The organism is Chromobacterium sp. Rain0013 (assembly GCF_015291765.1).
In the GTDB taxonomy this organism is placed as follows: Bacteria; Pseudomonadota; Gammaproteobacteria; order Burkholderiales; family Chromobacteriaceae; genus Chromobacterium; species Chromobacterium haemolyticum.
In genome coordinates, this window is record NZ_CP031514.1 from 3,504,819 (window position 1) to 3,531,071 (window position 26,253).

At 59.4% G+C, this 26,253-nt stretch carries 30 protein-coding genes and 1 pseudogene; 28 read left to right on the plus strand and 3 right to left on the minus strand.

Annotated elements, in window-relative coordinates; genetic code table 11:
• The first annotated feature begins 196 nt into the window (after positions 1 to 196).
• The 11 genes and pseudogenes from DXT74_RS16140 to DXT74_RS22910 all read left to right on the plus strand — a co-directional run.
• A complete protein-coding gene (locus DXT74_RS16140; RefSeq protein ID WP_194426467.1) occupies positions 197 to 577 on the plus strand; it encodes a hypothetical protein in 381 nt (126 codons plus the stop codon).
• 300 nt (positions 578 to 877) lie between these two features.
• Positions 878 to 1,264 (plus strand): hypothetical protein, encoded by a 387-nt coding sequence (locus DXT74_RS16145; protein ID WP_043631350.1) that lies wholly within the window; start codon positions 878 to 880, stop codon positions 1,262 to 1,264.
• Positions 1,265 to 1,277: 13 nt separating this feature from the next.
• Positions 1,278 to 1,502: a hypothetical protein gene (locus DXT74_RS16150; RefSeq protein WP_043590482.1), complete on the plus strand. Its 225-nt coding sequence runs from the start codon at positions 1,278 to 1,280 to the stop codon at positions 1,500 to 1,502.
• A gap of 19 nt (positions 1,503 to 1,521) precedes the next feature.
• Positions 1,522 to 2,601: a ribonucleotide-diphosphate reductase subunit beta gene (locus DXT74_RS16155; RefSeq protein ID WP_043631347.1), complete on the plus strand. Its 1,080-nt coding sequence runs from the start codon at positions 1,522 to 1,524 to the stop codon at positions 2,599 to 2,601.
• 163 nt (positions 2,602 to 2,764) lie between these two features.
• The gene (locus DXT74_RS16160; RefSeq protein WP_194426468.1) at positions 2,765 to 3,670 is read left to right on the plus strand and encodes an AAA family ATPase; all 906 of its coding nucleotides are present in this window, start codon (positions 2,765 to 2,767) and stop codon (positions 3,668 to 3,670) included.
• Complete coding sequence (locus tag DXT74_RS16165; protein ID WP_194426469.1) at positions 3,667 to 4,143, plus strand: hypothetical protein; 477 nt, start codon at positions 3,667 to 3,669, stop codon at positions 4,141 to 4,143. Before DXT74_RS16160 ends, DXT74_RS16165 begins: the two co-directional genes overlap by 4 nt.
• Positions 4,140 to 4,640 carry an HORMA domain containing protein gene (locus tag DXT74_RS16170; protein ID WP_194426470.1) on the plus strand — a complete coding sequence of 167 codons (501 nt, stop codon included), beginning with the start codon at positions 4,140 to 4,142 and terminating at the stop codon, positions 4,638 to 4,640. The genes DXT74_RS16165 and DXT74_RS16170 overlap by 4 nt, the downstream gene beginning before the upstream one ends.
• Positions 4,640 to 5,539 carry a CBASS oligonucleotide cyclase gene (locus DXT74_RS16175; protein WP_194426471.1) on the plus strand — a complete coding sequence of 300 codons (900 nt, stop codon included), beginning with the start codon at positions 4,640 to 4,642 and terminating at the stop codon, positions 5,537 to 5,539. The genes DXT74_RS16170 and DXT74_RS16175 overlap by 1 nt, the downstream gene beginning before the upstream one ends.
• A gap of 6 nt (positions 5,540 to 5,545) precedes the next feature.
• A complete protein-coding gene (locus DXT74_RS16180; protein ID WP_194426472.1) occupies positions 5,546 to 7,111 on the plus strand; it encodes an SAVED domain-containing protein in 1,566 nt (521 codons plus the stop codon).
• 231 nt (positions 7,112 to 7,342) lie between these two features.
• Positions 7,343 to 8,145, plus strand: a protein-coding gene (locus DXT74_RS16185) for an IS5 family transposase (protein WP_194426473.1) whose coding sequence is annotated in 2 segments (ribosomal slippage) — positions 7,343 to 7,670 and positions 7,670 to 8,145 — 804 coding nt in all. Because the reading frame shifts where the segments join, the coding sequence is not laid out codon by codon here.
• Positions 8,146 to 8,177: 32 nt separating this feature from the next.
• A pseudogene (locus DXT74_RS22910) lies at positions 8,178 to 9,132 on the plus strand (IS256 family transposase); the annotation flags it as partial.
• A gap of 198 nt (positions 9,133 to 9,330) precedes the next feature.
• Here the strand turns inward: DXT74_RS22910 and DXT74_RS16205 are convergent.
• Complete coding sequence (locus tag DXT74_RS16205; protein WP_052370233.1) at positions 9,331 to 9,660, minus strand: helix-turn-helix domain-containing protein; 330 nt, start codon at positions 9,658 to 9,660, stop codon at positions 9,331 to 9,333.
• Positions 9,661 to 10,238: 578 nt separating this feature from the next.
• On the opposite strand from DXT74_RS16205, the gene licT reads away from it, so the two are divergent.
• From licT to DXT74_RS16230, 5 genes are all read left to right on the plus strand, one after another.
• Complete coding sequence (gene licT, locus DXT74_RS16210; protein WP_043631344.1) at positions 10,239 to 11,057, plus strand: BglG family transcription antiterminator LicT; 819 nt, start codon at positions 10,239 to 10,241, stop codon at positions 11,055 to 11,057.
• A gap of 153 nt (positions 11,058 to 11,210) precedes the next feature.
• Complete coding sequence (gene bglF / locus DXT74_RS16215) at positions 11,211 to 13,079, plus strand: PTS beta-glucoside transporter subunit IIABC (protein WP_194426477.1); 1,869 nt, start codon at positions 11,211 to 11,213, stop codon at positions 13,077 to 13,079.
• 23 nt (positions 13,080 to 13,102) lie between these two features.
• A complete protein-coding gene (locus tag DXT74_RS16220; protein WP_194426478.1) occupies positions 13,103 to 14,500 on the plus strand; it encodes a glycoside hydrolase family 1 protein in 1,398 nt (465 codons plus the stop codon).
• A gap of 121 nt (positions 14,501 to 14,621) precedes the next feature.
• Positions 14,622 to 16,022, plus strand: a complete 1,401-nt coding sequence (locus DXT74_RS16225) for a carbohydrate porin (protein WP_196783777.1) — start codon at positions 14,622 to 14,624, stop codon at positions 16,020 to 16,022.
• A 31-nt stretch (positions 16,023 to 16,053) separates the two neighbouring features.
• Entirely contained in the window at positions 16,054 to 16,362 is a 309-nt protein-coding gene (locus tag DXT74_RS16230; RefSeq protein ID WP_043631335.1) for a hypothetical protein, read from the plus strand.
• 76 nt (positions 16,363 to 16,438) lie between these two features.
• On the opposite strand, the gene DXT74_RS16235 is transcribed toward DXT74_RS16230, so the two are convergent.
• Positions 16,439 to 16,585, minus strand: coding sequence for a hypothetical protein (locus DXT74_RS16235; protein WP_156038757.1), 147 nt, complete (start codon positions 16,583 to 16,585; stop codon positions 16,439 to 16,441).
• A gap of 74 nt (positions 16,586 to 16,659) precedes the next feature.
• Positions 16,660 to 17,283 carry a TetR/AcrR family transcriptional regulator gene (locus DXT74_RS16240; RefSeq protein WP_043631332.1) on the minus strand — a complete coding sequence of 208 codons (624 nt, stop codon included), beginning with the start codon at positions 17,281 to 17,283 and terminating at the stop codon, positions 16,660 to 16,662.
• Positions 17,284 to 17,403: 120 nt separating this feature from the next.
• Between DXT74_RS16240 and DXT74_RS16245 the strand changes: the two genes are divergently transcribed.
• The 12 genes from DXT74_RS16245 (at position 17,404) to groES (ending at position 26,249) form a co-directional block, all read left to right on the plus strand.
• Complete coding sequence (locus tag DXT74_RS16245) at positions 17,404 to 18,681, plus strand: NAD(P)/FAD-dependent oxidoreductase (RefSeq protein WP_194426479.1); 1,278 nt, start codon at positions 17,404 to 17,406, stop codon at positions 18,679 to 18,681.
• Positions 18,682 to 18,683: 2 nt separating this feature from the next.
• Positions 18,684 to 19,460 carry a DUF1365 domain-containing protein gene (locus DXT74_RS16250; protein ID WP_081555162.1) on the plus strand — a complete coding sequence of 259 codons (777 nt, stop codon included), beginning with the start codon at positions 18,684 to 18,686 and terminating at the stop codon, positions 19,458 to 19,460.
• The gene (locus DXT74_RS16255; protein WP_194426480.1) at positions 19,457 to 20,659 is read left to right on the plus strand and encodes a cyclopropane-fatty-acyl-phospholipid synthase family protein; all 1,203 of its coding nucleotides are present in this window, start codon (positions 19,457 to 19,459) and stop codon (positions 20,657 to 20,659) included. Before DXT74_RS16250 ends, DXT74_RS16255 begins: the two co-directional genes overlap by 4 nt.
• Before the next feature lie 2 nt (positions 20,660 to 20,661).
• Positions 20,662 to 21,195: a DUF3833 domain-containing protein gene (locus DXT74_RS16260; protein WP_194426481.1), complete on the plus strand. Its 534-nt coding sequence runs from the start codon at positions 20,662 to 20,664 to the stop codon at positions 21,193 to 21,195.
• Positions 21,192 to 21,971, plus strand: a complete 780-nt coding sequence (locus DXT74_RS16265) for an SDR family NAD(P)-dependent oxidoreductase (protein WP_194426482.1) — start codon at positions 21,192 to 21,194, stop codon at positions 21,969 to 21,971. The genes DXT74_RS16260 and DXT74_RS16265 overlap by 4 nt, the downstream gene beginning before the upstream one ends.
• The gene (locus tag DXT74_RS16270) at positions 21,968 to 22,402 is read left to right on the plus strand and encodes a nuclear transport factor 2 family protein (protein ID WP_107732639.1); all 435 of its coding nucleotides are present in this window, start codon (positions 21,968 to 21,970) and stop codon (positions 22,400 to 22,402) included. Before DXT74_RS16265 ends, DXT74_RS16270 begins: the two co-directional genes overlap by 4 nt.
• A gap of 68 nt (positions 22,403 to 22,470) precedes the next feature.
• Positions 22,471 to 22,560 (plus strand): DUF2256 domain-containing protein, encoded by a 90-nt coding sequence (locus DXT74_RS22915; protein WP_231138347.1) that lies wholly within the window; start codon positions 22,471 to 22,473, stop codon positions 22,558 to 22,560.
• Complete coding sequence (locus DXT74_RS16280) at positions 22,557 to 24,086, plus strand: cryptochrome/photolyase family protein (protein ID WP_194426483.1); 1,530 nt, start codon at positions 22,557 to 22,559, stop codon at positions 24,084 to 24,086. The genes DXT74_RS22915 and DXT74_RS16280 overlap by 4 nt, the downstream gene beginning before the upstream one ends.
• A gap of 7 nt (positions 24,087 to 24,093) precedes the next feature.
• On the plus strand, positions 24,094 to 24,630 hold the full coding sequence (locus DXT74_RS16285) for a lipocalin family protein (RefSeq protein ID WP_194426484.1): 537 nt from the start codon (positions 24,094 to 24,096) through the stop codon (positions 24,628 to 24,630).
• A complete protein-coding gene (locus DXT74_RS16290) occupies positions 24,617 to 24,844 on the plus strand; it encodes a TIGR02450 family Trp-rich protein (protein ID WP_043631305.1) in 228 nt (75 codons plus the stop codon). Before DXT74_RS16285 ends, DXT74_RS16290 begins: the two co-directional genes overlap by 14 nt.
• A gap of 294 nt (positions 24,845 to 25,138) precedes the next feature.
• On the plus strand, positions 25,139 to 25,765 hold the full coding sequence (locus tag DXT74_RS16295) for a hypothetical protein (protein ID WP_019104383.1): 627 nt from the start codon (positions 25,139 to 25,141) through the stop codon (positions 25,763 to 25,765).
• 166 nt (positions 25,766 to 25,931) lie between these two features.
• Positions 25,932 to 26,249 (plus strand): co-chaperone GroES, encoded by a 318-nt coding sequence (groES, locus tag DXT74_RS16300; protein WP_019104382.1) that lies wholly within the window; start codon positions 25,932 to 25,934, stop codon positions 26,247 to 26,249.
• The last annotated feature ends 4 nt before the right edge of the window (positions 26,250 to 26,253 follow it).

Here is a 26,253-nt window from a genome sequence, read left to right on the forward strand (position 1 = left end):
CCTGGCCCCGGCCAGGCTCCATCTCACAGCCCTCTGCCCGCAGCAGGCTGTGAAATGGCCCCACAATCCGGCCGCCCCACCCATTGGCCAGCCGCCTGCCCGTCCAGACGGCTGGCCAATGGGGAACGCAGCAACAAACCGCGCCAGACCGTAACGGCAGCGGACGCAGCACACATGCAAAACCAGGGGAAACCGGATGAATATAGAAGAATTTTTCAACAGCTACGCAGTGGGCTACAGCCAGCTGGACGTGCCCCAAGTGACCGCGCACTTCACCGTGCCCTTCACCGCCATCCATCAGGGAGACCTGAGCAGCTGGGACAACATGACATCGCTGCGCGACACCACCACCGCCTTGCTGGAGTGGTACCGCAGCCAGGGCTTCATCAGCGCCAGTCACCAACTGGACAGCGTGCTGAATTTTGGCGAAGACGCCGCCAGCGCCCGCGTGCGCTGGACCGTACAGCGCCAGGACCAGCCGGCCTGGGAATACTGCACCGGCTACCACCTGAAACGGGTGAACGGCCAGTGGAAGATTTACGGCCTGGTGCAGTACCAGGACGCGCCGCAGCAGTAAGAGCAGCTAACAAAAATCAGTTTCACGGCTGAGGCAAGGCGCGCCGACGCAGGCAGTACTTGAGTACGGCAAGTCGGCGCAACGCAGCATCAGGAATTTTGTTAGCCGCTCTAAATAGTGCCCAGCCTCAAGCCGCTTGCTCCCAGGCGGCTTCGGGATGGAAACGCCGGCCGGCCCGCGATGCGGACGGACGGAAACAGCTCAAGACCAAGCAAGCGAGCGCGGCGGGTGTTGAGCGGGTTCCAGGAAGACGAGGCCCACGGCCCCGCCGCCACCAGCAAGGCTTCAGCAGGAGGTCAGATGCAAGCGTTTGAAAATATCCGGATCAACGGGTTTTGCGAACAAAGAACCCACAACCCCGACAAGCAGTTTGTGCTGTTCAATATGTACCTGACGCTGAACCAGGCCCCGCCCTGCGAATGGAAGGACCTGTTCAACGAAGCCCGCCGCCTGCCGCGCCAGAAAGTGTGGCGCAAAGCCTGGGTGGAAGCGGACGCGCTGGTGGTGTACTGCCAGCCGGAAGAACTGCAGCAGCAAATAGAGCTGCTCAAGCAAGACATAGAACAAGCCAACCGGCAATACCGCCAGTTGCTGAAGCTGCGGCAGCCGCGCGGCAGCCAGGTGGAGCAGGAGGAAAGCAGCGAACGCCAGCTAATCCACCGCCTCAGCCAACAGCTGCGCTTCTGAAAGGACGCCGCTCATGAGCGCCACCGCATTCTGTATCGCCCGCCATGGCGAACATGGCAAAGACGCAGGCTACCGAAAACTAGGCAGCCTGCACGTGGACCTGGACCCGGTGCCGGCACTTGCCGCCGCGCCGCGCCAGATACAAATACTGCGCAAAAGCAGCCTGCCGCTCAGCCCCAGCCTGGCTGGCGACAAGCAGCCGCTGCCGCCCCAAATCACCGCGCCGGACGCGGAATAAATCCAAACAGGAGCCCTTAATGCTGAACTTTGACGACACCATCGAAACCAAACCGGCCGCCCCCTCCGCGGGCGCCATCGCCGCCGGCCGCGTCAACGTGGTGGACAAAAAAGTGATCAACGGCACCACCGACGTCAACCAACTCGTGCCCTTCAAACACAAATGGGCATGGGAAAAATATCTGGCCCAATGCGCCAACCACTGGATGCCGCAAGAAGTGAACATGCAGCGCGACATCGAACAGTGGAAAACCGGCCAGCTGACCGAAGACGAAATGCGCATCGTCAAGCGCAACCTCGGCTTCTTCGTGACCGCGGACTCCTTGGCAGCCAACAACATCGTGCTGGGCACCTACCGCCAGATCACCAGCCCGGAATGCCGCCAGTTCCTGCTGCGTCAGGCCTTTGACGAAGCCATCCACACCCACGCCTACCAATACATCGTGGAAAGCCTGGGCCTGGACGAAGGCGAAGTCTTCAACGCCTACAACGAAATCAAATCCATCCGCGACAAAGATGAATTCCTGATCCCCTTCATCGACGTACTGTGCGACCCGGCCTTCAAGACCGGCACGCTGGAAAACGACCAGAAGCTGCTCAAATCCCTGATCGTGTTTGCCTGCATCATGGAAGGCCTGTTCTTCTACGTGGGCTTTGTGCAAATCCTGGCGCTGGGCCGCCAGAACAAAATGACCGGCGCCGCGGAACAGTACCAGTACATCCTGCGCGACGAGTCCATGCACTGCAACTTTGGCATCGACCTGATCAACACCATCAAGCTGGAGCAACCGGAAATCTGGACCGAAAGCTTCAAGGCCGAGATCACCGAACTGTTCAAACACGCGGTGGAACTGGAATACGCTTACGCCGAAGACACCATGCCGCGCGGCGTGCTGGGCCTGAACGCCAGCATGTTCAAGGAATACCTGCGCTTCATCGCCAACCGCCGCATGCAGCAGATTGGCCTGGACCAGCTCTACCCCGGCGTGAACAACCCCTTCCCGTGGATGAGCGAAATGATCGACTTGAAGAAAGAGAAGAACTTCTTTGAGACGCGGGTTACGGAATATCAGACGGGTGGGGCGTTGAGCTGGGATTGATAGCTGTTGTCAGAAATCGGAAAGGTTGAAATTTTGTAGTCAAAATTTGCAATTTCCGATAGCCAAAGCATGAAATTCCGCTTGGCATCAAAAAAAGGGCCACAGTTGCAGGGCCTTTATCATGCGCTGGAGATGTAGACGACGCCGACACGCAGGAGGATTTATGGCATTGCATGGTGAACTTCCTAAAGGAATCCATCGTTTTATCAAGCTTCCATCGCAGGAGTTGGGTGAACTCTGGGATTCCATCGTCTTGAATCAGGCTATCAAGGACCAGTTGGTCGGCCAGGCCATTGTCAATTTCACCGTCCGCCAGTCGGTACCGCGTGATGTGCTGCCCCTGCACGGCACTATCTTGTTAGTTGGAGAGCCCGGCACCGGCAAAACGTCTCTTGCCAGAGGGCTGGCGCACAAATGCGCCGAATGCTTCTCTGGAGCACCGTTCACCCTGCTTGAGGTTGATCCTCATGCACTTGGTAGCGCGATGATGGGAAAGACACAAAAGGCGGTGTCGGACCTGTTTGGCCAGACCATCGCAGAAGCGGCCATGTCTGGTCCGACCATTGTGTTGCTCGACGAAGTCGAAACGCTGGCGGCTGATCGCAGCAAACTCAGCCTGAGCGCGAACCCGGTGGACATTCATCGCGCCACCGACGCCGTGCTGGTACAGCTGGACCTGCTGGCTGAAACGCATAAGAACCTACTCTTCATCGCGACCTCGAACTTTCCCCAAGCGGTGGATGAAGCATTCATGTCGCGTTGCGACCTGGTGCTGGAAATTCCACCACCGAACCCACAAGCCTGTGCGGAAATCCTCACTTTGTGCTTGAAAGGCTTAGGTGCGCAGTTCAGCGCCATTGGCAAGTTGCCGCAGGCAAGTGGCTTCGACTCATTGGTGCAAGAGGTCTACGGTCTGGACGGTCGGGCGATCCGCAAGGTCGTTGCCAGTGCGCTCACCTTGAGGAAGGACGTGGCGGTGAACCCCAATGGGTTGCTCATTCCCGATCTGCTACAGGCTGCAAAGGCCGCAAAGGCTGCGAAAGCCGTCTGGACGGAAGGGAAGCAATGAGCACTGTTGTAAGTCGAGTTGTGAGGAGTTCGCCCCACCGAAGCACCAGCGATACGTGGGCCTTCATTGTTGACCTGCTCACGCAAGGTAAGGATGGGGAGGCAAAAACAGAGCTGTTATCGGTGTCCGGCATCGCCAGTTCTGTCATCGCCGAACAGGCCCCGAAGGATGCCGCCATCGTTGTCACGTGTGAAGGGCCACGGACACGCGTCTACTGCTTGTATGACGACGATGCAATCGAAGGTGGCGATGCCAAAGAAGACGCGCTCGGTTATGAGGCCCTCAAGGGGCAGTGGGCCGTCTCGTTGCCATGCGCGAAAGACGACCTCGAATGGGTGCAGCGAACTCTGAAAGTCAAGAGCAGCCGTATCACCGCCCGTGACCAAGCGCAAAAGCTCGGTGAAGAAGCTGAGACGACCAAGGCCGCTGCCGGCGGCCTGACGTTGAACGTAGAAAGGTTCCTAAAGTCATGAGCTCGGTAGCCGTCTACTCCTACACCCAGTCGGTCACTTATGTAGCCGACAACATCCTCAAAAGCTTGAAAGACATCATTCGACTGAGCGGTCTTGACCCCTCAAAGCTGGTGGGAGAGTGGGAGGTCCTACTGCGCGGCATCAGTTCTTGGATCGAGTCCAAACATCTTGAAACGGTAAAGCTCGAAATCTATGACCCAAAGTCAGATGGGCTGATTACACGGTGGGACATCTCAGTTTCATACACCTGGGACATCTCCGCCGGCACCTTCTGGACCGACACCGACCAACTACGCTATGCCATCAAGAAGGCTGGGCTTGCCCCTTCCGAAGCTGCGTACCGTGTGGTTGTGACCAACAAGCCTGGCCGGCCTGATGTCACCGGTTGGAGTACGTGTAGCCTGCGATCTACGGACGGCATGGTCCGCCAAAGCCTGGGAACAACCATCGAACACGGCGGGTTGGGGGCCAACTCGGCCTACTGGAGGAAAGCGTAATGCTGACCATCGACGAAGCATTCCGGAAGTTCAAAAGCCGTTTGGAACTCAACGAAAAAGAGCAGAAGAACGCAACAGACCGGCATACGGAAATACGAACTTACGTGCGCACGAAGTTTAGCATCGACCGCGATTTTCTGACCGGTTCGTACGCGCGCTACACCAAGACCAAGCCATTGAAGGATATCGACATCTTCTTCGTGATGAAGGACTCGGAGAAGCACTACCGTGACAAGGCTGCGGGTGTAGTTCTTGATGACTACAAGAAAGCCCTTGTCGAAAAATATGGCGAACAAGCAGTTCGCCGCCAGAGCCGCTCTATCAACGTGGACTTTGGAGTGCAGATCCAAGACGAAGACAAGACAGACTACAAGGTGCTGAGTATTGACGTCGTTCCCGCCTTCGCCTGCGGTGACAACTACGAGATTCCAGACGGGGACACTGGTAAGTGGATCAAGACGAACCCTGAAAAACACGCCGAAAAAGCAACTCAGGCTCACCAGGCCTATGGCAACGAATGGAAGGGTCTGGTGCGCATGGCCAAGTATTGGAACAACAACCCCAAGCACGGTGAGAAGCCGGTGAAGCCCTCATTCCTCATTGAGGTCATGGCACTGCAATGCCTGTACGGTGGATGGGGTGGCCAATTCGATCGCGAAATGCAGAGTTTTTTTGCGACGATGGCCGATCGCGTCGGTGATGTTTGGAACGACCCTGCCGGCTTGGGCCCGCCGATTAGCAATTCGATGGACGCACAGCGGGTTGCTCGAGCAAAACAAGCATTGAACCAAGTTGTCGCTCAATCAAACGAGGCCATCCATCTTGTCCGACAGGGGCGCAACGGGGATGCGCTGCGAAAATGGAGAGAGATCTTCGGTCCGATGTTTCCACTGAGTTAAAAACCGATGACACAAGCCGTTGTCACGCGCCGGGATGGCGACGTTTTTCAGGCCCGGATGTTTTGGCTGCACGCTGCTCGACTCCTTGATGATGGGGGGCCTGTGGTGCGTGTCGGGTTTGAGTCCGGGCCTAGGGGATTCGACGACGTGTGGGTTGAATACGATCCTGCAAAAGCCCCTCAGGACCACCTAGGCAATTCAGTCATCATTGATCGCATGCAGTGCAAGTGGCATGCGACACCGGGAATGTTTACCCATGAGGATCTGACGCGTCCGGAATACATCAACGCCACCTCGACATCCATGTTGCAGCGCGCGTTGGCAGCCCACAGAGCAGACAGGGCGACAGGCCTTGTGTCTCGGCTGACTTTAGTGACCAACCACACCGCTAACCCCCAAGACACACTCTATCCCTACATCCGCTTAAAGCATCTCACCTTGGATGTAGGCGGCATCTTTGGCGGCAAGACTGCTCGCAGCGCCACAGGCAAGTTGCGCAAGCTCTGGCGGGAGCATTTGGCGGTTGACGATATCGAGCTCCGTTCTCTGTGCAATTGCCTGGGTTTCAATCTCACCCGCGATTCACTTGACGCACTGCGCAACTTGCTTGACGACGCATGCCGTGTCAATGGCCTTGTCCGCCCGGCATCGAACGCAAGTTCAATCATCTACGATTCGAACATCTTCGAGTGGGTCGGTCAGAAACGTATGGTTTTTGACCGCAAGACCTTCAAAGAGAAATGCGCTCAAGAGGGGTTGCTTGTAGAGAAATCGCACGGCAATAGGCAACTCTTTGGTGTAAAGACTTTTGAACACACACTGGATCGGTTAGAGAACCGCTGCGTGGACGTGCTTAACTTCCTTTCCGAGTTTGATGAGCGGACCATCCTCGATACCAACGCATGGCGGAATACGCTGCTCCCGCGACTTAAGGAGTTCTTGCTGCGGCTACCCGCTCCAGATGGCCGACTGCGACTAGCCATTGAAGCTCACGCCACCATGGCGTTTGCTGCTGGGGTCGTACTCGACACCAAGTCTGGCAGGGTCGTTGAACTAGAACAAAGGGCACCCGTTCTCAAAATTTGGGCTCCTGATGACCAGCTGCTACAGAACGACAGCCCAACATGGGCTTTCGAAGAGCATGAACTTGACCCCTCCGGCGAGGGGACAGCATGTGCCGTCAGCATCACAAGAGACACTGGGGGCGCGATCAGGCATTACTTGCAGGCAAATCAACTGAAGTTCAGGCGACTGTTGGTGGCCCAACCAACCTGCGGGCCTTCTGCTAGCGCTGTCATATCCGGTTCCCACGCAAACGCATTGGCCGAGCAGTTAGCTGCGCGGATCAAGCTAGACCGAGAGGCTAATGCCGCAGCAAGAGCAGAGCGATACCACTTGTTCATTTCTGCTCCTAACGCATTCACGTTCTACCTTGGGCGCCAAGCCGCTATGATGAAACCTTTAACGTTGTATGAGTTCGATTTTGGATACCAAGTCGATGGATCTTATAGACCTTCGCTCTCATATCCAGACATTGTCCCCACTGGCACAACGTCTGGCTCAGGGGCTTGACGCAAAGCGGCGCCGTACACTGCTTGCAACAACGGTGTTCGGCTCGGCTAGATGCTGAGTGGGGTACTTGTCGAGTCGTCGGACGAGCTGTCGGCATCGCCGGATTTGGTGGTGGGTTGGAATCGGACTGCTTGTCGGCATTGAGCCAGATTCAGTGGCGGAGTTGGGGGGGACTAAGAGCCGCTAACAAAACCTCTTGATGTCAGATGCGTATGCCCTCACCTGGCGAAGATGCAACGAAAAGTCGTCAGCCAGAAGCTTTGGAAGTCATTGCAGCCGCTACTCTCCCCGCCGCCGCGTTCCCGCCGGGGTGGGAGGCCGCGGCTGGATGATTTTGCTGCCCTCAACGGCATCTTGTTTGTTCTCACTACCGGCATTCCTTGGGAGGACCTCCCGCAGGAACTCGGTTTTGGCAGCGGGATGACCTGCTGGCGAAGGCTGCGGGATTGGCAAGCGCAAGGCATTTGGGACCGCCTACACCTGGCTCTGCTGATACAACTGCGCCAACACGATCAAATTGATTGGAGCCGGGCCAGCATTGATGGGGCTAGCGTTGCCAGCCCCCGGGGGGCCAAGAGACCGGCCCCAACCCCACCGATCGAGGTAAATGCGGCAGCAAACGGCACATCATCGTAGATCGCCGAGGTTTGCCATTGGCGCTGAGCATTACCGGCGCCAATCGGCACGACTCCATGGTCTTCGAAACTTTGGTCGATGCGATTCCTACCGTTCCTGGCTTGCCAGGACGGCCCAGACAAAAGCCTTACAAGCTGCATGCTGACAAAGGCTATGACTACCGCCGTTGTCGTGCACACCTGAGCCGACGCGGAATCTTGGTGCGAATTGCTCGGCGCGGGGTGGAAAGCAGCGAGAGATTGGGCCGCCACCGTTGGGTGGTGGAACGCACCCATTCTTGGCTAGCTGGCTTCGGCAAGTTGCGCATCCGCTTCGAACGGCGGCTGGATACGCATTACGCCTTGCTCAAGCTGGCTTTCTCATTGATATGTCTGCGATTTATCGACAGGTTTTGTTAGCGGGTCTAAGGCTTTTTGCAGCCGGGGAGCCCGTGCCGCATACAAATGCACCTGACGCACGGCTGGGCAGTCTGCTGGGCAACTACAAGAAATCAGAGGACCTTATTGGTGAGAACGGCTTGCTCAAGCAGCTCACCACGCTGCTGCTCAAGAAAGCGCTTGATGCCGAGATGGCCACCTCGGCCACACACAGTAAACATGGGCAGGAGCTCAACCCCGCCGGCAACACTCGTAACGGTAAGAGCGGCGCCCCCCCCAAGGGCGAGTTCGGCGAATTCCCTACCGAGGTGCCACGAAACCGCCAGGGCACCTTCGAGCCACAACTCATCCCCAAGAACCAGACTCGTTAGACCGGTTTCGACGACAAAGTCATCTCGCTTTACACCCGGGGCATGACTGTTCGGGAAATCCAGGTCCATCTGGAAGAGATGTACGGCACCGAAATATCATCCAGCCTGATTTCCTATATCACCGATGCTGTCAGCGAAGGGGTCAAAGCATGGCAGGCTCGCCCCCCCCCATGGGTTCGCTCTACGCGATCATCTACCTCTACTGTTTCCAAGTGGTGCGTGAGGGGCCATGCGCGTGAAGACCGTCTTTCTCGCCATAGGCATTACCCTGACTGGAGAGAAGGAGGTACTGGGGATGTGGCTGGCTCAGACGGAAGGAGCCAAGCTCTGGTTTCAGGTCGTGACCGAACTGCGTAACCGGGGCGTACAGGACATCTTTATCGCCTGCGTCGATGGCCTGAAGGGTTTTCCGGAAGCTATCGAAGCTGTCTTCCCGAAAGCGGCTACGCAGTTGTGCATGGTGCACATGGTGCGGCACAGCTTTAACTACGTATCGTTAAAGCAGCGTCCTGAAGCCGCCGATCTGAAGCGAATCTACCAATCGTCCACTCTCGACAAAGCAGAGCAAAGACTAGGCGAATTCAAGGCAAAGTGGGATGGGGAGTATCTGCCAATTGGCCAGTCCTGGCGGCGCAACTAGGCCCGGTTGACCATTCAGTTCGAGGAAGGCATTCCCACAGGCGTAACCCAAACCCCTTTTTCACAAAAATTAGGACAGGCCCAACTTAGACAAGTTAAATTTTTCTCAACGATATCCAGCGTGACTGGGTGTACGCTTTCGTGCCGTAATGAGGGGATAACCGTGGCTCAAGGACCAAGCCTCTAGTGTGAATGATTACTTTTCACCTGATGAAAAAATGGAATGCAACGCAGCAACCATGCGTTCCACCTCGTCAGCGCCAGCAGCTTGCGCGCTACGCATAATCTGACTTCGCATCTCCTCCACGGAGGGGCGGCCGTCGAAATCGAAGAAATCCTTCAGTTCCAGCTTCATAGCGTTGGCCAACCGCTCTAGCGTCTCAATGGCGGGGTAATGCGCGCCGCGCTCTATGCGGCTCAGCGATTTAGCGTCAATGCCCACCATCTCTGCCAAAGCATCTTGGGACAGACCTTTGCGCTTGCGCAAAATCTGAACTTGCCTGCCAATCTTGATTTTTGTGTCCACTTTTCTACTCTACGTGTACTTTCTCCTTATTTAATCAACGCACACTGTTTACAATAACCACGTACAGGGTAGAATTAATAAAAAAGTAAACCGAAAAATCACAAAGAGGCATACAATGACTCACTTCCGCAGTCCTGCCCCCCACCCCCCGCCATCCCAAACCCTGGCCGCCTGCGCTCTGGCCTTGAACTGCCTTGCCACCCTGCGTCACGCGCTTGACGCCTTCCAGTTCCACGCCACACAAACACTGCAGCCCCGTTTGGGGCATCTGGCCTGTGCCACCACCACGGTGCTGGACGACTTCGCCAGTCAGTTGCACAGCCTTTGCCCCGACGCCGCTCCATGCCCCCCGACCGATAGGTGTCCAACGCTGACTTGGGGACCGAAATGACGCCTTCCCTCTTTTTCTCCACTGCGACAAAACCGCCTCCAGCAGCCCCTCCTGCCGGGCGTCTGCCCCTGGCTGTTTCGAAACGATATATTTTTAACAAATTAAGTTGTATTTTTTGCCACCCAATGGTTCCATCCGCTGACGACAGGCCAAGCCGTCAGGTTTTTTTGTTTTCAGGATGCGCGCTATGAAAATCAGCAAAGTCTTGAACAACAATGCCGCCCTCGTGTTGGATGAACACCAGCATGAGCTGGTGGCCATGGGCTGCGGCCTGGGGTTTCAAAAGCGGCCGGGCGACGCGCTGGACCCTGCGCTGGTAGAAAAACTCTTCGCCTTGCAAAACCATGAGCTGATGTCCCGCTTGAGCGAAGTCTTGAGCGCCATCCCCACCGAGGTGATGGCGGTCTGCACCGACATCCTCAACCTGGCGAAAAATCAATTGGGCAGGCTGCCCGAGGAGGTTTACCTGGCTTTGCTGGATCACTGCCATTTCGCGCTTGAACGCCATCGTCAGGGCATTGCCCTCCACAACGCGCTGCAATGGGAAATGCGCAGGTTCTACCCGAAAGAATTCGCCATTGGCCTGCAAGCGCTGGCGCTGATAGAGCAGCGATTGGGACTGACCCTGCCGGAGGATGAGGCCGGTTTCATCGCCTGGCATTTGGCCAACGCCCAAATGAATAGCGAGGCTCCGGAGATGCAAGCCATTACCCAGCTGATGCAGCAGGTGCTGCGGATCGTCACCTATCAGCAAGGGCATGAGCTTGACCAGCAAGCGCTGAGCTACCACCGCTTCATTGCCCACCTGAAGTTTTTTGCGCAACGCGTGTTGTCCCAGCAGTCATTGCCTGCTGGAGACACCTGTTTGCATGCGGCGGTGAAGGCAAGCTACCCGCAAGCATGGCGCAGCGCGGAGAGCGTTGGTGCTTATGTTTGGGAGCAGCACCGGAAGGAGCTTGAGTTGGACGAGATGATGTTCCTCGCCATTCATATTAGCCGTCTATAAGCCTGATCTTTACTCACCGGCTGGTTTGACCAGTCGAGACATCAACAGGGTTGTTACTGTCTAGAACAGGCAAAACCTGGCCATGCCTCCCCCGTTTCGGGTAGGCGCGGTCAGGTTTTTTTTGAGCGTTTGCTAGCCATAGGGAGGAGAACCATGGACACACTTGCCAAACAAATCGTCGCGGGAGTGGGTGGCAAGGACAATATTCTGAGCCTGGTGCATTGCGCTACCCGGCTGCGCTTCAAGTTGCGCGATTCCGGGCGGGCCCAGGCGGAAACCTTGAACCGTCTGCCCGATATTCTGATGGTGCTGGAGAGCGGCGGGCAATTTCAGGTGGTGATCGGGAACCTGGTGGCTGAAGTCTACCAAGCCATTTGCCGGATCCTTGAACAGGACGACGAGGCTCCGCCAGCGGGCGAGACCAAGAAAGAGGGGCTGCTGAGCCGTTTCATTGACGTGGTCTCCGCTATTTTCACGCCCACCCTCGGCATCCTGGCCGCCTCCGGCATCCTGAAAGGCTTGTTATCGCTGGCGCTGGTGAATGAATGGTTGAGCGAGACCGGCGGCACCTATTTACTGTTGTTTGTGGCCAGCGATGCCCTGTTTTATTTCTTCCCCTTGGCCTTGGGGTATACCGCCGGCAAAAAGTTTGGCGGCAACCCTTTCACGGCAATGGCCCTGGGCGGCGCGCTCACTCACCCGCTCTCCATCGCGGCGTTTAATGCCGCTCAGCAGACTGGCGCGGCGTCCTTGGACTTTGTCGGCATTCCCATCGTTTTCATCAATTACAGTTCTTCGGTGATCCCCATCATTCTTGCCGCTTGGGCCAGCAGCCATCTTGAAGCCCGCTGCAAGCGGATCCTGCCCGCCGCCATCAAGAACTTCCTGACCCCGCTGCTGTGCTTGAGTCTGATCGTGCCCATGACTTTCCTGCTGATCGGACCAGCCGCCACCGGGCTAGGCCGCTTGCTGGCCAATGGTTTTCAAATCCTCTATGACTTGGCTCCGATGTTGGCCGGCGCGGCGCTGGGCGGCTTGTGGCAGGTGTTGGTGATCTTTGGCCTGCATTGGGGCCTGGTGCCGCTGATGTACAACAATTTGAGCCTGCTGGGCTATGACACCATGGGCGCGCTGTTGCTGCCGGCGGTAATGGGGCAAGTGGGCGCTACGCTGGGGGTTTTCTTGCGCACCCGCGATGCGCGCCTGAAATCATTGGCAGGCTCCGCGGTGAGCTCTGGGCTATTCGGCATTACCGAACCCGCCATCTACGGGGTGACGCTGCCGGCAAAACGTCCCTTCCTCTTTGGCTGCATCAGCGGCACCTTGGGCGGCTTGATCCTGGGTTACGCGCGCAGCAGCGTCTACTCGCCAAACCTGCCCAGCATTTTTACCTTCCCCCAAATCATCCCTCCCAGTGGCGTCGATTTCTCCGTCTGGGGCGCGATTGCCGGCAGCCTGCTGGCAGCCGGCCTCGCCGCCCTGCTCACCTTCTTTTTTGGCCTGCCCAAAGCCGAACCAGCCACAGCCGCCACGGCGGCGGATGAAGCGCCGGCCGCAGCTGAGGACCCCTCGTCTTATCAAATCCCTTTACCTATCCACGGTCAGGTTCAGCCGCTCAGCACGGTGTCGGACCCCGCTTTTGCCAGCGGCGTGCTGGGCAATGGCGTGGCCATCCTGCCGCACAGCGGCCGGGTGGTGGCGCCGTTTGGTGGTCAGGTCAAATCCCTGTTCCGCGCTTGCCACGCCTTGGCGCTCGTCGCCGACGACGGAACCGAAATGCTGATCCATGTCGGCATCAATACCGTCAAGCTCGATGGCCGCCACTTCCGTGCCCATGTGCGGACAGGCGACTCAATCGCGGCCGGCGATCTGCTGTTGGAGTTTGACCGCGCCGCGATTACCGAGGCCGGCTTCGATATGACCAGCCTGGTGCTGATCTGCAACCCCGGCTGCACGCAAGTGCGGCCCATTCCCACGGCCGAGGTGGAGGAGTTGGCTCCCCTGCTGGCCGTCAGCCGTTAACCACCGCAATCAGGAGATGAGAGATGACATTATTTCCCGCTGATTTTCTATGGGGCGGCGCCCTGGCCGCCAATCAGGCGGAAGGCGCTTACCTGGCCGATGGCAAAGGACTGTCCACCTCGGATGTGCTGCCGCAAGGCGTTTTTGGCCCCATCGTCGAGCGCGTGGCCGGCGACAGCGGCCTCAAGGACCAGGCCATCGATTTTTACCACCGCTATCCGGAGGACATCGCCCTGTTCGCTGAGATGGGTTTTAGCTGCCTGCGCGTGTCCATCGCCTGGAGCCGCATCTTCCCGCAAGGCGACGAGGACGAGCCCAACGAGGCCGGGCTGGCGTTTTATGATCGCCTGTTCGACGAGTTGACCAAGCACGGCATTCAGCCGCTGGTCACGCTGTCGCACTTCGAAATGCCTTACGCGCTGACTCAGCGTTACGGCGGCTGGGCCAGCCGCCAGACCATCGCCTTTTTCGAGCATTACGCCCGCACGGTGTTCACCCGCTATCGCGACAAGGTCAAATACTGGCTGACCTTCAATGAAATCAATATGGCGCTGCACGCGCCGTTTACCGGGGTCGGCCTGCCGCCGGGCAGCGACAAGCAAGCGGTTTACCAAGCCCTTCACCACCAGTTGGTGGCCAGCGCGCGCTCCGTTACAGCCTGCCATGAGCTAATCCCGGACGCCCGGATCGGCAATATGTTGTTGGGGGGCGTTCGTTACCCGCTAACGTGCCGGCCGGAAGACGTTCAGGAGGCCCTGCGGCAAAACCGAACATGGCAGTTTTTTGGCGATGTGCAGGCAAGGGGCGCTTACCCAGCCTATATGCGGCGTTTCTTTCGCGAGGCCGGCATTGAGTTGGACATCCGCGCGTCCGACCGAAAAGACCTGCGCGCCACCGTGGATTTCATCTCCTTCAGCTACTACATGTCCGGCTGCGCCAGCGCCGACCCAAGCTTGACGGAACAAGCCGGCGGCACGCTGGGCATGGTGCCCAACCCTCACTTGCCCAGTTCGGAATGGGGTTGGCAGATCGACCCGCAAGGCCTGCGTTATCTGCTCAACCTGCTCTACGACCGCTACCAGAAACCGCTGTTCATCGTGGAGAACGGTCTTGGCGCGCGCGACGAAGTAACGCCGGACGGCCGCATCCACGACCCCTACCGCATCCAGTACTTTAACGATCATCTGATCCAAGTGGCCGAGGCCCTGGACGACGGCGTCGAAATCCTCGGCTACACCAGCTGGGGGCCGATTGATCTGGTCAGCGCGTCCAAGGCGGAAATGTCCAAACGTTACGGCTTCATCCACGTCGATCTGGACGACCAGGGCCATGGCAGCCTGGAACGACGGCGCAAGGATAGCTTTTACTGGTATCGCGACGTGATCCGCAGCCGGGGGCAGACGCTGAAGCCGGCCGGCTAAGCCCAACTGCAAAAACCCCTAGGCCTGCCAGCGGCAGGCCACACCCACAACAGGCGCTGTCATAGGCCAGGGGCTGGTTTTGCCTGCGCCTATGCTGCCGCCTGAGTATCAGGAGACCAACATGCCTATCCTGTTCTCTACTACCGACCCGCGTTCCCTCCCGCTGGCCTTGGGCCTGACCATGGGCGTTTTGCTAAGCCCGGCCATCGCGCAAGCCGATAACGGCCGCGATGACATCCCCGCATGGGATGGCACGGTGCTTGGCTTCGAACCACAGGCCGGCGATTTGCTCAGTACCGATACCGGCATTCGCAACTGGCTGGAACGATATGGTTTTCGCTATCGCCTGGCCCACGTCAGCCAAACCGCCTACAACGCCAAAGGCGGTTACAACACGGACAAGAAAGCCGAATACATCGATCAGCTTTCGCTGACCTTCACCCAAAGCCTGGAAGCGCTGACCGGCATTCCCGATGCCGTGATTGAGGGCAATATCATCAACCGTAATCATGACAACAACCTGACCACCTCGCGGCTGCAAGACCCCCGTATCGGTTTTAACGACCTGGCACAGGAAAGCTGGGGCGGCCAGTCCATTACCCGGCTGGGCTGGCTGAATTTCAGGAGAAGCTTTCTTGACGGCAAGTTGCAGTGGCGGATAGGACTGATGAACAAGGTGCAGGACTTCGACCAGATCATTCCCTGCGACTTCCAGATGCTCAGCCTGTGCGGCGGCAAATCGGCGGACTCCGGCACCTGGTACAACTGGAACGTGCATTACTGGGGCAGCACCTTGCAGTACCGACTCACCCCGGAACTGACCCTCTTGACCGGCTTGCTGGAGCAAAACCCGCAAGCGCCGTCGCGCAGCCACGCCTGGAGCGTGTCCACCGACGGCAGCCGGGGCATTCTGCTGCCGCTGGAAGCCGAGTGGCGCACCCGGCGCTTCGGACTGCCGGGCATTTACAGCCTGGGTCTGCTGTACACCAATGCCAAGCAAACCGACCTCTACCTTGGCCAGTCCGGCGGCCCCGGCACCGTTGATCCAGCGGGCTATCGCCAGTACCGCAACACTTGGTTCCTGTATACCGGCTTCAACCAGCAACTGACTCGCCACGCCGATAGCGCCAACCGGGGCTTGAGCCTGGCCTGGAGCCTGGGTTTAGCGGAGCAGCGCAGCAATAAGTCCCGTTATTCCACTGCTCTGGCCCTGCGTTATCGTGGCCCTTTCGACGCTCGGCCAAACGACTGGCTGGCGCTAGGCGTAGCCAAAATGCAAGGCAGCTCCAATTTTCGCCGTAGCCAGAACTTCCTGAACCAGCAAAGCGGAGTCGAAGACTATAGCGATCCGCGTTATGCACCGTTGCTGGAGTCTTCCGTGAATGCCGAGCTGTACTACCGTTTCAAGGTGACCCCATGGCTGGAGTTACAACCCTTGATCCAGTATTGGGGACGCCCTGGCGGCATTGCCCAAACTTCCGACGCCTGGGTAGTGGGCCTAAAAACCGCTATCAACTTCTAATTCAAGTTGGTCAAGCCAAGGGAATACCGCGATGAATACTGCCTTGCCCGCCATGGAGCAATTAAAGCTGTTGAACCAGAAGCTGTTCGACGCCCAGGATCAGACCACATTGCCACACTTGGGCCAGCAATTGGCCCAACAATGCGAAGAGATGGACGCCAGCCTGATGCAAGGCTTGATCGACATCCGCGCAGCCCATATCAGTCTGCAAGCCATCCTGACTCTGCTGCAACGCCGAGACGAACCCTTGCTGTTGAGCAGCGAGGACGCCGCGGCACTGTTGGAGCCGGTGCTGCAACGCCTGTGTCAGGGCTTAAGTTGCATTAACCACTTGGTGTAGGCTGAGGCCCCAAGAAGCGCCCGCGCTCCTTGGGGCGCTGTACGTCAAGAACCGGCGCTGCGCAAACGCGGCCGCCTTAACGACTGCCGGCTTTTTTAAGCCCTTCGGCAATCATTCCCAGTTCATAAATGGACTTCACCGCTTTCATGAAGGGCATGCCCCACACATTGGCATGCGCGGCGCCATTGAATGGCTGCGCAAACACATACTCCTCTTGCATCATCACATTCCACACAATCCCGCCAAACCATGCTCAGTTATGAATCGGCGTATAGACACCATGCTTCAAGAGTTCGATTACGCCGCCCCGGCGCCAGCGGACATCCCTTCAAAACAAAGCTGCAGCATGTGCTTGATGATGTCTTCATCCTGGTATTTCCCGTACACGCGCAGGTACTCCACCGCTGGGTCACAGGTTCGAGAGTAGTAGCTGAAAAGGATGACATCCGTTGGCATCTCCGCCTTCAATTCACCTTGTTTCTTGGCCTGCTCAACGATGCCTTGCAAGGTCTTGTGCAATTTAATGACCCGACCAACGTAAGTCATGCTGCGCGTCAACATGCTGCGCACTTGCGGGCTAGCTGACGGCAAGAAGGGCAATCCGCCAGCCAGCCGCACCCTTAGCGCCCAGTCCAAGAGGTCTCGCAGGCGGGCCAGTGGGCTCAACCTTGAGTCTTGTCGCGCCAAATAGCGCAGGGCATCGTCCAGCAAACGGATCATCACCTCGGTGGCCAGCTCATCTTTGGATTTGAAATGCTTGTACAGGCTGGGTTTGGAAATACCCGCTTCGTTCGCCACATCGTCCATGGTCATGAGATCGAAGCCCTTGCTCGCCAGCATGCGCGTCGTCGCGTCCAACACCGCCTGTTCACGCAGCTTGAAAGCCTGATCTTTAAAGCTGAGCCTGCCCAAAATACCCATTGGTAACACCTTTTACTGATTGGTAGCATTTTTTCCAAACCGGTTATATCCTGAATATAAAGCACCGCCCAGCGGCTGCCAAGTTATCCCGCTCAACCCATACGCCCACAGGACGCATCGGTGAATACTCAGCAGCGACAACACATCGCCGTCATTGGCGCCGGCATCTCCGGTTTGGCCTGCGCGCACTTTTTGGCCCGCGGTCACAACATTACCCTATTCGAAGACGCCGATTACCTGGGCGGCCACGCCCATACCGTCGACATCACGATTGACGGCGTCCGCTTTGCCGTGGACACGGGCTTTCTGGTGTACAACGATCGCACCTACCCTAACCTGATCGCGCTATTTGCCGAGCTGGGCATCGTCAGCCACCCCAGCGACATGTCATTCAGCGTTTCACTGGACCAGGGCCAGCTGGAATGGGCGGGCAGTAATCTGGACACCGTGTTCGCCCAACGCCGCAATCTGTTGTCGCCCGGATTTTGGGGCATGCTGACCGACATTATCCGTTTCAACCGCGCGGCGCCCCGCAACCTGAAACGGGCCGTCGAATCACCGCTCACGCTGGGCCTGTTGCTTGAAGCGGACCGCTATGGCGCACGCTTCCGCGATCACTATCTGCTACCGATGGCCGCGGCCATCTGGTCCAGCCCCTGCCGCGATATCCTGTCCTTCCCCGCGGAAACCTTTCTGCGTTTCAGCCTCAACCACGGCCTCTTGCAGTTGAGCAACCGGCCGCAGTGGCGGACGGTGCGGGATGGCGCGCGCCAGTATGTGGAAAAAATAGCGGACGGGCTGGATGATATAAGGCTGTCCACCCCGGTACTGCGCGTCTGTCGGGAGGATGGTCAAGTGCGCGTGCAGACCGCGCATGGCGAGGAATGCTTCGACAGCGTGGTATTCGCCACCCACGCCCCTCAAACGCTGGCGCTGCTGGCCGATGCCGACGAGCGCGAACGGTCGCTGCTATCCGCGGTGCGCTACCAAGCCAATGAGGCCGTGCTGCACTCCGATGTCTCCTTGCTGCCGCGCAGCCCTCGCGCCTGGGCGGCCTGGAACTTCTTGGCCGAAGGGAAAGACGATGGACGCGCCGTGGGCGTGAGCTATCTGTTGAACCGATTACAGCCGCTACCGGTGGAAACCCCGGTGATGGTCACGCTTAATCCAACACAAGAGCCGGATCCGGCCAAGGTGCTGGGCCGCTACCATTACGAACACCCGCTGTTGGACAACGCCGCCATCGCCGCGCAAAAAGCGCTATCCAAAATCCAGGGGCGACGCGGCTGCTGGTTCACCGGCGCCTGGACGGGCTACGGCTTCCATGAGGATGGCCTGAAATCGGCTTTGCGCGTGGCACAGGATTTTGGCCTGGCACCCGCCTGGGCGAGGCTGTAAACATGAGCACAGCCTATCTGTTGACCGGACACGTGATGCACCATCGCCTACGCCCGGCCGCCAATCGCTTCGTCTACCCTGTGTTTTGCTTGCGGCTCAAGCTATCCGCGCTGGAAAACATGCGCGGGCCATGGTTTGGCGTGGACTGCCGCCGGCCGCTGTCGCTGCGCACACGCGACTACGGCCCCCGCGACGGCTCGCCGCTATTGCCCTGGATACGCGCGCGCCTGGACGAAGCCGGCCTTCCCTGCGATGGCGAGGTCTGGCTGCAAACCTTCCCGCGCGTGTTCGGCTACGTTTTCAACCCGGTTAATTTCTGGCACTGCCACAACGCCTCTGGCCAGTTGATCGCCGTGCTGGCCGAGGTGAACAACACCTTTGGCGAAAGACATAGCTACCTGCTCAGCCAAACCGACGGAGGGCCCATTAGCGCCTCCAGCCAGTTGGTCTGCCGCAAACTGCTGCATGTCTCCCCGTTTTGCCAAGTGGAAGGCCATTATCGATTCCGCTTCGTGGAACAAGCGGGCCGCGCGCTGACACGGATCGATTATCACGACGCCAACGGCGCTCTGCTTCACACCTCGATATCCGGCCGCTTGCGCGCCTTGAGCTCGGCCACAGCGGCGGCCGCCTTGCTGCGCCAGCCTCTGCTCACCCTGGGCGTCATCGCCCGCATTCACTGGCAGGCGCTGAAGCTTTGGCTAAAACGCGTACCCTTTTCCCGCAAACCCCATCCCCCCGCCACCGCCCTCAGCCGTGGCCAGGAGCTGAAACCATGAGCGCGAGCCAACCCCTCTCCTTGTCCCACCCCAAGTTTCCGGCGGCGGGGCGCGCGCTGCTCGCCATACTGGCTCAATTGCGCCACGGCAGCCTTAAAGTGGTCACGCCAGATGGCGAGACCTTATGGTTTGGCGCGGCCCAAACGCACGTCAGCGCGGAGTTGACGCTGCGGGACTGGCGCGCCTGCGCCCGCATCCTGTCCGGCGGCGACATCGGCTTTGCCGAGGCCTACCGCGACGGCTGGTTGGACTGCCCGGACCTGACAGGGCTGCTGCAACTGATGCTGCGCAATGAAGACGCCTTGCAATTGGGGGCGCTGGGCCGTTGGGCCGCGCGTTTGTGGCACAGGCTGCGCCATCTCCTGCGCGTCAACAGCCGCCGCGGCAGCCGCCGCAACATCCATGCCCATTACGATATTGGCAACGATTTTTACAAACTGTGGCTGGACCCCAGCTGGACTTACTCCAGCGCATGGTTCGACGGCGACTACAGCCAGCCCTTGGCCCAAGCGCAGGCGCGCAAGTACCAACGCATCTGCGAGCAGTTGCAGCTACGCCCCGGCATGCGGGTGCTGGAAATCGGCTGCGGCTGGGGAGGATTCGCCGAACACGCAGCCGGTCTCGGCGTCTCCGTGCACGGCATCACCATTTCGGATGCGCAACTGAGCTTCGCCCGCCGCCGCCTGGCCAAGGAACCGCTGGTCACACTGGAACACCGCGACTACCGCGACCTGAGCGGCCAATACGACGCCATCGTGTCGATCGAAATGTTCGAGGCGGTGGGCGAGCGCTACTGGCGCGGCTATTTCGACACCCTGCGCCGCTGCCTCAAGCCGGGCGGCCAAGCGCTGGCGCAAAGCATCACCATTGATGAATCCCGTTTCGAGGCCTACCGCGCCAGCACCGATTTCATCCAGGCCTTTATCTTCCCCGGCGGCATGCTTCCTAGCCGCGAGCGTTTTGAACGCGCGGCGCATCAAAGCGGACTGACTTGCCGCAAGCGCCTGGATTTCGGCGCGGACTACGCGGAAACGCTGCGCCGCTGGCGCGAGGCTTTCGAGACCCAACTGGACGCCGTTCGCGGCCAAGGTTTCGACGAGGCCTTCATTCGGCTGTGGCGGCTTTACCTGTGCTACTGCGAAGCGGGTTTCGATGCGGGACGCATCGGCGTGTCGCAGTTTCTGCTGCAAAGGGGGTAACCATGCGCGCCCCCCTCTGGCTCGCCGCCATGCTCCTGCTGGCTGGCTGCGCCGCTCCAACGGTTGGAGATTACGCCGCCAACCGCCCGCCGCTGGACCCCGGCCGGTTTTTCCTTGGCCAAACCAAGGCCTGGGGCATATACCAGGACCGGCAAGGCCGCCTGCTCAAGCGCTTCACCGTCGACATGGACGGCGAACGCCACGGCGACGAGTTGGTGTTGACCGAGCGCTTTCTTTACAGCGACGGCAGCCGACAACAACGCGTCTGGCGGCTCAAGCCCATCGGCCAGGGCCGCTGGCGCGGCCTGGCCGACGACGTGGAGGGAGAAGCCATTGGCGAGACGGCCGGCAACGCGCTGCGCTGGCGCTACACGCTGAAGTTGCCGGTGGAGGGCGAGGAATACCTGGTCCAGTTCGATGACTGGATGTTCCTGCAAGACGAGCGCAGCCTGCTCAACCGCGCGGTCATGAGCAAGTTTGGTTTCCGCTTGGGCGAGGTCACGCTGTTTTTCCACAAACCGGAGTCAGGATCATGACACTCCGCCTTAACCCTCGCATCGCCGATTGGCGCGCGCGCCGGGTATGGGTGATAGGCGCGTCCAGCGGCATCGGCGCGGCATTGGCCGACGAGCTGCTATCGGCCGGCGCCCAAGTCATCCTCTCCGCCCGACGCGCCGAGCCGATGCGCATGCTGGCGGCAGAGCGCCCAGGCGCACAAGTGGAAACGCTGGACGTGACCGATCCGGCCGCCTGGCGGGCCGCTTGGTCGCGCCTGGAAGCCGCCGGCGCGCAGCCCGACCTCGTGGTGTTCTGCGCGGCGGACTACCGTCCGCAAACCTGCCTGGATCTGCACGCCGATGAAACCCGCGGCCTGCTCGACACCAACCTGCTGGGCGTCTACCACGGCCTGGAAGTGGTGTTGCCGGCGCTGGCGGAGCAAGGCCGCGGCGGCGTGGCGCTGATCGCCAGCGTGGCGGGTTATGTCGGCCTGCCGGGCGCCGCGGTGTACGGCCCCGGCAAGGCGGCGCTGATCAATCTGGCGGAAATCCTCTACGCGGAACTCAAGCCGCATGGCGTGGCGGTTTATCTGATCAACCCCGGCTTCGTGGCCACACCGCTCACCGCCAAAAACGATTTTTCCATGCCGGCCCTGCTCACGCCGCGTCAGGCGGCTCGCGACATCATGCGCGGGCTGGCCAGCGGCGCGTTTGAAATTCACTTTCCGTGGCGCTTCACCTTATGGCTCAAACTACTGCGGCTGCTGCCTTACCGGCTGCGGCTGCCTTTGCTCGCGAGGTTGGCTCGACCATGAAACGCATCCCCACTCAAGCCGATTGGCAAGCTTTGCTCGACTGGTATCAAACGCTGACACCGCAAACCTTGCCGGACATCGCTCGCTTTTACACTGAAAACGCGCGCTTCAAGGACCCCTTCAACGACGTGCGCGGCGTGGCCAAAATCCAGGCGGTGTTTCACCACATGTTCAAGACGCTGGAACAGCCCCGCTTCACTGTCATCCACGCGCTACGGGATGGCGACCAGGCATTCATCACCTGGGATTTCGATTTTGCCTATGCCGGACGCAAGGTCAGCATTCACGGCGGCAGCCATTTCCAGTTCGATGCCGACGGCAAAATCATGCTGCACCGCGATTACTGGGACGCCGCCGAAGAATTGTTCGAGAAAATTCCCCTGCTTGGACTGCCGGTGGCCTGGCTGCGCAAAAAACTGAAGGTAGCGTGATGGCGCGGATATTCAAGGGGAATAAGGCGGCACTGCCATCCAAACGCTGCGCCGCCTGCGGCCACCCCATGAGCTGGCGCAAAAAATGGCGCAATAATTGGGATGCCGTCCAATACTGCTCAGAACGCTGCCGCCGTCAGAAGGACATGGCCCAATGACTCTCTTGCGGCTGATTCTGGGCGACCAGCTCAACCCCAACCATAGTTGGTTCACCGCCCCCGACCCCGAGGTGGTGCATGTGATGATGGAAATCCGCCAAGAGACGGATTACGTACGCCACCACGCGCAGAAAATCCTGGCCATCTTCGCCGCGATGCGTGATTTTGCAAGCCAACTGAAGGCCTTGGGGCATCGAGTGCGCTACATTGCCATCGACGACGGAAGCAACCGCCAATCGTTAATCGGCAATTTGGATGCGCTGATCCGCCACTACGGCGCGACGAGGGTGGAATACCAGGCTCCGGACGAATGGCGGCTGGACCATCAACTCGCCCGCTGGGGCGCGGATTTATCCATTCCATGCCACATGGCGGACAGCGAGCACTTCTACACCGCTCGCGGCGATGCCGCCGCGTTCTTCGGCGCGCGGCGGCAATGGAGGCAGGAGACCCTATATCGTCACCTGCGGCGCAAGCACGACATTTTGGTGGACGAGAACGGCGAACCCGCCGACGGGCGCTGGAATTTCGATGCCGAGAACCGTCAGCGCTGGTCCGGCAGCCCGCCGGAACCCAATGACTCTCGCCCTGAGCATGACCACCGCGGGCTGTGGCAAACCATAAACGACGCCGGCGTGAACAGTTTCGGTCAGCCTCAGGCCGAAGCGCTGCGCTGGCCGCTCAAGCGCGCCGAGGCGCAGGCCCTGCTGTGCGACTTCATCGAGCGGACGCTGCCGCACTTTGGCGCTTATCAGGACGCAATGAGCCGGCATGCGCGGCGCTTGTTTCACTCCCAGCTTTCCTTCGCCCTCAATGTAAAAATGCTCAATCCGCGCGAGGTGGTGGACGCCGCCATCGCCGCCTGGCGCGCAGGCCGCGCTCCACTGGCCGCGGTAGAGGGCTTTGTGCGGCAGATACTGGGCTGGCGCGAATACGTGCGAGGCGTCTATTGGGCCAAGATGCCCGGCTACCGCGACAATAACGCTCTGTCGCACAACCTGCCGCTGCCGCGCTGGTTCTGGGACGGCGAAACAGGCATGCGGTGTCTTGCTCACGCCATCGGCCAATCGCTGGAAGACGCCTACGCCCACCACATCCAGCGGCTGATGGTGATCGGTAATTTCGGACTGATAGCCGGGCTGTCGCCGCAGGAGCTGCATGAATGGTATTTGGGCGTCTACATCGACGCCTTCGAATGGGTGGAGTTGCCCAACACTCTGGGCATGAGCCAGTTCGCCGACGGCGGGCTGCTCGGCAGCAAGCCCTACGCCGGCAGCGCCGCTTATATCGGCCGCATGAGCGATTACTGCGCCGGCTGCCGCTACCAGCCCAAACTGCGCATTGGCCGGGACGCCTGTCCCTTCAATGCCCTGTACTGGAATTTTTTCCAGCGCCACCGTGCGCGGCTGGCGGCCAATCCGCGACTCAGCCTGGTCTATCGCCAGCTGGACAAGCTGCCGGATGCCGAACAAGCCGCTATCGCCGCTCACGCGGCGACGCTGCAAACCAATCTCGACACACTGTGAGTCTGATATGTTGAAAAAACCTTTGGTCCTGCTGGCTCTTACCCTATTGCCGCTCACCGGCTGCAACACTCTGCCGCCGCCGGACGTCACCCCAGTGCAAAGCTTCCAACTGGAACGCTATCAGGGGCGATGGTATGAAATCGCCCGCCTGGACCACCGTTTCGAACGGGGCCTGCAAGCGGTGAGCGCCGACTATAGCCGCAATACCGACGGCAGCATCCGCGTGGTCAACCGCGGCTTTGACACCGCCGCCGCCAGCTGGCGCGAAGCCGTGGGCAAGGCCTGGTTCAACGGCCCCGCCGACGTCGCCTCGCTGAAAGTGTCCTTCTTTGGCCCGTTCTACGGCGGCTACCACGTGGCGGAGCTGGACCCCGACTATCGCTGGGCGGTGGTGGTGGGACCCGACAAGAACTACTTGTGGCTGCTGTCGCGCGACAAGCAGCCCGCCCCCGAGGCCAAGACCGCTCTGCTGGCGGTGGCGGCCAAGTTGGGCATACCCGCGGAGAAGTTGATTTGGGTGAGTCAGAATCGTGGCGACAACTAGGCGGCTCAACCCGGAAAAATTGCTGCTGAGCAAGTGGACCGCCGCCGTGCCGCGCGACAAGGAAAAACACTTCCTGGTGGTGGCGCTGGGACGGCCCGCGCCCGACAGCCCGGTAGACACGGTGACGCTGGAGGCGGTGTACACCCGACGCCAGCAAACCGTGCCGTGGCAGGTTCTGCGCGACGACAAGCAATGGCGGCAAGGATGGAAATAAACGCCTAGTCGTAATCACCAGGTTGACGCTTGCCTCATGCCGGCAATCTTTTTATCTTTAGAGTGGCTAACAAAACGCAGTTTCACGCGTGAGCACCTGTTTACGATCTCGCGAGGCAAGGCGAAAACCGCTGCGAGCTTGTTCAAGGTCTGCTGCGCTTTGGCGATGCGGCGTTGAAAACGAGCTCAAAATGCTCATGCACCGTGTCACGTCTCACAACGCGCAGCAGATCGTAAACAGGTTCTCCGCCGCTCTTGATGTCTATCTTCGCGTCCATTGTCATGGAGTGTTGCCGTGGAGTTATTCGATACCTTGTCCGCTCAAATCCGCCATATGCGCCTGCCGCTATTCGCGGTCAGTCTCAGCGCGGTGCCCTTTCCCGATACCCCCTTGCTGTTGATGCTGCATTGGCATGGTTTCCGCCGCCCTGAGCCCGACCGCGGCCAAAATGGCGAGCCCTTGCTTCGGCAAGTGCCGGCATCGGCCTTGCAACTGACGCGCAGATGGGACGCCCTCTCCCTGATAGAAGAAGACATTCTGGACGCGGCCTGGCAGCTGGGCGCCTGGAACCTGCTGCGCGACGAGCGGCGCGGCTGCAACACCATAGGCGCGGCCGCGGGGGAAGAGCTGGCCTGCCGCCAGGCTTTCGGCGATCTGCCACCTATCGCTGGAGAGGAAAGTGTCTTGATGGAAGCGCCCGACGGCCCGGACCTGATGCGGCTGGCCTCCCGCCGAGGCTATGTTTCCTGGCAGTTCCGCCCTGTACACGGCGGGCTATGGCGCGACCTGGCCGAAGACGACACCCTGGGCGAGGAAGGCCTGCGCAAACCACCCTGCCCCCTTAGGCCGCGCGTCTGCCATGGAGGCAAGGCAAGCAGAACTGAGTACCGTTTTGGCCGTGTCGAGCGCATCATTTTGTAGTCTCGTTTTTTCTGCAAAAAACCTCTTGAAAAGTTTTTGGCCCGCCCTTACTTCGTCTTTGGTCAGCCGTACCGGCTGACTTTGACCGGTAAGCGTGGGCCATTTCGCGCCTGCCGCTCGGTCTTACCAACCGTTTCCAATGATCTGAATCGCACAGGAGATTGATATGCAAATCCGTCCTCTGCACGACCGGATTATCGTCAAGCGGATCGAGAAAGTCCGCCAGACTGCTTCCGGCATCGTCATTCCCGATAGCGCCGCTGAAAAACCGGAACAAGGCGAAGTTCTCGCCGTGGGCCCTGGCAAGCGTCTGCAAGACGGCACATTGTTGCCGATGCAGGTACAAGTGGGCGACCTGGTTCTGTTCGGCAAGTACGGCGGCCAGACCGTCAAGCTAAACGACCAGGAATACTTGGTGCTTCGCGAAGAAGATGTCTTCGGGGTCGTTGAAGACGCCCCTCAATCCGGCCGCAAGGCTGCCTGATTTC

Excerpts from the sequence above, each read along its gene's own strand:
- DXT74_RS16140 (WP_194426467.1), top strand. The coding sequence starts at position 197 with ATGAATATAGAAGAATTTTTCAACAGCTACGCAGTGGGCTACAGCCAG.
- DXT74_RS16145 (WP_043631350.1), top strand. The coding sequence starts at position 878 with ATGCAAGCGTTTGAAAATATCCGGATCAACGGGTTTTGCGAACAAAGA.
- DXT74_RS16150 (WP_043590482.1), top strand. The coding sequence starts at position 1,278 with ATGAGCGCCACCGCATTCTGTATCGCCCGCCATGGCGAACATGGCAAA.
- DXT74_RS16155 (WP_043631347.1), top strand. The coding sequence starts at position 1,522 with ATGCTGAACTTTGACGACACCATCGAAACCAAACCGGCCGCCCCCTCC.
- DXT74_RS16160 (WP_194426468.1), top strand. The coding sequence starts at position 2,765 with ATGGCATTGCATGGTGAACTTCCTAAAGGAATCCATCGTTTTATCAAG.
- DXT74_RS16165 (WP_194426469.1), top strand. The coding sequence starts at position 3,667 with ATGAGCACTGTTGTAAGTCGAGTTGTGAGGAGTTCGCCCCACCGAAGC.
- DXT74_RS16170 (WP_194426470.1), top strand. The coding sequence starts at position 4,140 with ATGAGCTCGGTAGCCGTCTACTCCTACACCCAGTCGGTCACTTATGTA.
- DXT74_RS16175 (WP_194426471.1), top strand. The coding sequence starts at position 4,640 with ATGCTGACCATCGACGAAGCATTCCGGAAGTTCAAAAGCCGTTTGGAA.
- DXT74_RS16180 (WP_194426472.1), top strand. The coding sequence starts at position 5,546 with ATGACACAAGCCGTTGTCACGCGCCGGGATGGCGACGTTTTTCAGGCC.
- licT (WP_043631344.1), top strand. The coding sequence starts at position 10,239 with ATGAAAATCAGCAAAGTCTTGAACAACAATGCCGCCCTCGTGTTGGAT.
- bglF (WP_194426477.1), top strand. The coding sequence starts at position 11,211 with ATGGACACACTTGCCAAACAAATCGTCGCGGGAGTGGGTGGCAAGGAC.
- DXT74_RS16220 (WP_194426478.1), top strand. The coding sequence starts at position 13,103 with ATGACATTATTTCCCGCTGATTTTCTATGGGGCGGCGCCCTGGCCGCC.
- DXT74_RS16225 (WP_196783777.1), top strand. The coding sequence starts at position 14,622 with ATGCCTATCCTGTTCTCTACTACCGACCCGCGTTCCCTCCCGCTGGCC.
- DXT74_RS16230 (WP_043631335.1), top strand. The coding sequence starts at position 16,054 with ATGAATACTGCCTTGCCCGCCATGGAGCAATTAAAGCTGTTGAACCAG.
- DXT74_RS16235 (WP_156038757.1), bottom strand. The coding sequence starts at position 16,585 with ATGATGCAAGAGGAGTATGTGTTTGCGCAGCCATTCAATGGCGCCGCG.
- DXT74_RS16240 (WP_043631332.1), bottom strand. The coding sequence starts at position 17,283 with ATGGGTATTTTGGGCAGGCTCAGCTTTAAAGATCAGGCTTTCAAGCTG.
- DXT74_RS16250 (WP_081555162.1), top strand. The coding sequence starts at position 18,684 with ATGAGCACAGCCTATCTGTTGACCGGACACGTGATGCACCATCGCCTA.
- DXT74_RS16255 (WP_194426480.1), top strand. The coding sequence starts at position 19,457 with ATGAGCGCGAGCCAACCCCTCTCCTTGTCCCACCCCAAGTTTCCGGCG.
- DXT74_RS16260 (WP_194426481.1), top strand. The coding sequence starts at position 20,662 with ATGCGCGCCCCCCTCTGGCTCGCCGCCATGCTCCTGCTGGCTGGCTGC.
- DXT74_RS16265 (WP_194426482.1), top strand. The coding sequence starts at position 21,192 with ATGACACTCCGCCTTAACCCTCGCATCGCCGATTGGCGCGCGCGCCGG.
- DXT74_RS16270 (WP_107732639.1), top strand. The coding sequence starts at position 21,968 with ATGAAACGCATCCCCACTCAAGCCGATTGGCAAGCTTTGCTCGACTGG.
- DXT74_RS22915 (WP_231138347.1), top strand. The coding sequence starts at position 22,471 with ATGAGCTGGCGCAAAAAATGGCGCAATAATTGGGATGCCGTCCAATAC.
- DXT74_RS16280 (WP_194426483.1), top strand. The coding sequence starts at position 22,557 with ATGACTCTCTTGCGGCTGATTCTGGGCGACCAGCTCAACCCCAACCAT.
- DXT74_RS16285 (WP_194426484.1), top strand. The coding sequence starts at position 24,094 with ATGTTGAAAAAACCTTTGGTCCTGCTGGCTCTTACCCTATTGCCGCTC.
- groES (WP_019104382.1), top strand. The coding sequence starts at position 25,932 with ATGCAAATCCGTCCTCTGCACGACCGGATTATCGTCAAGCGGATCGAG.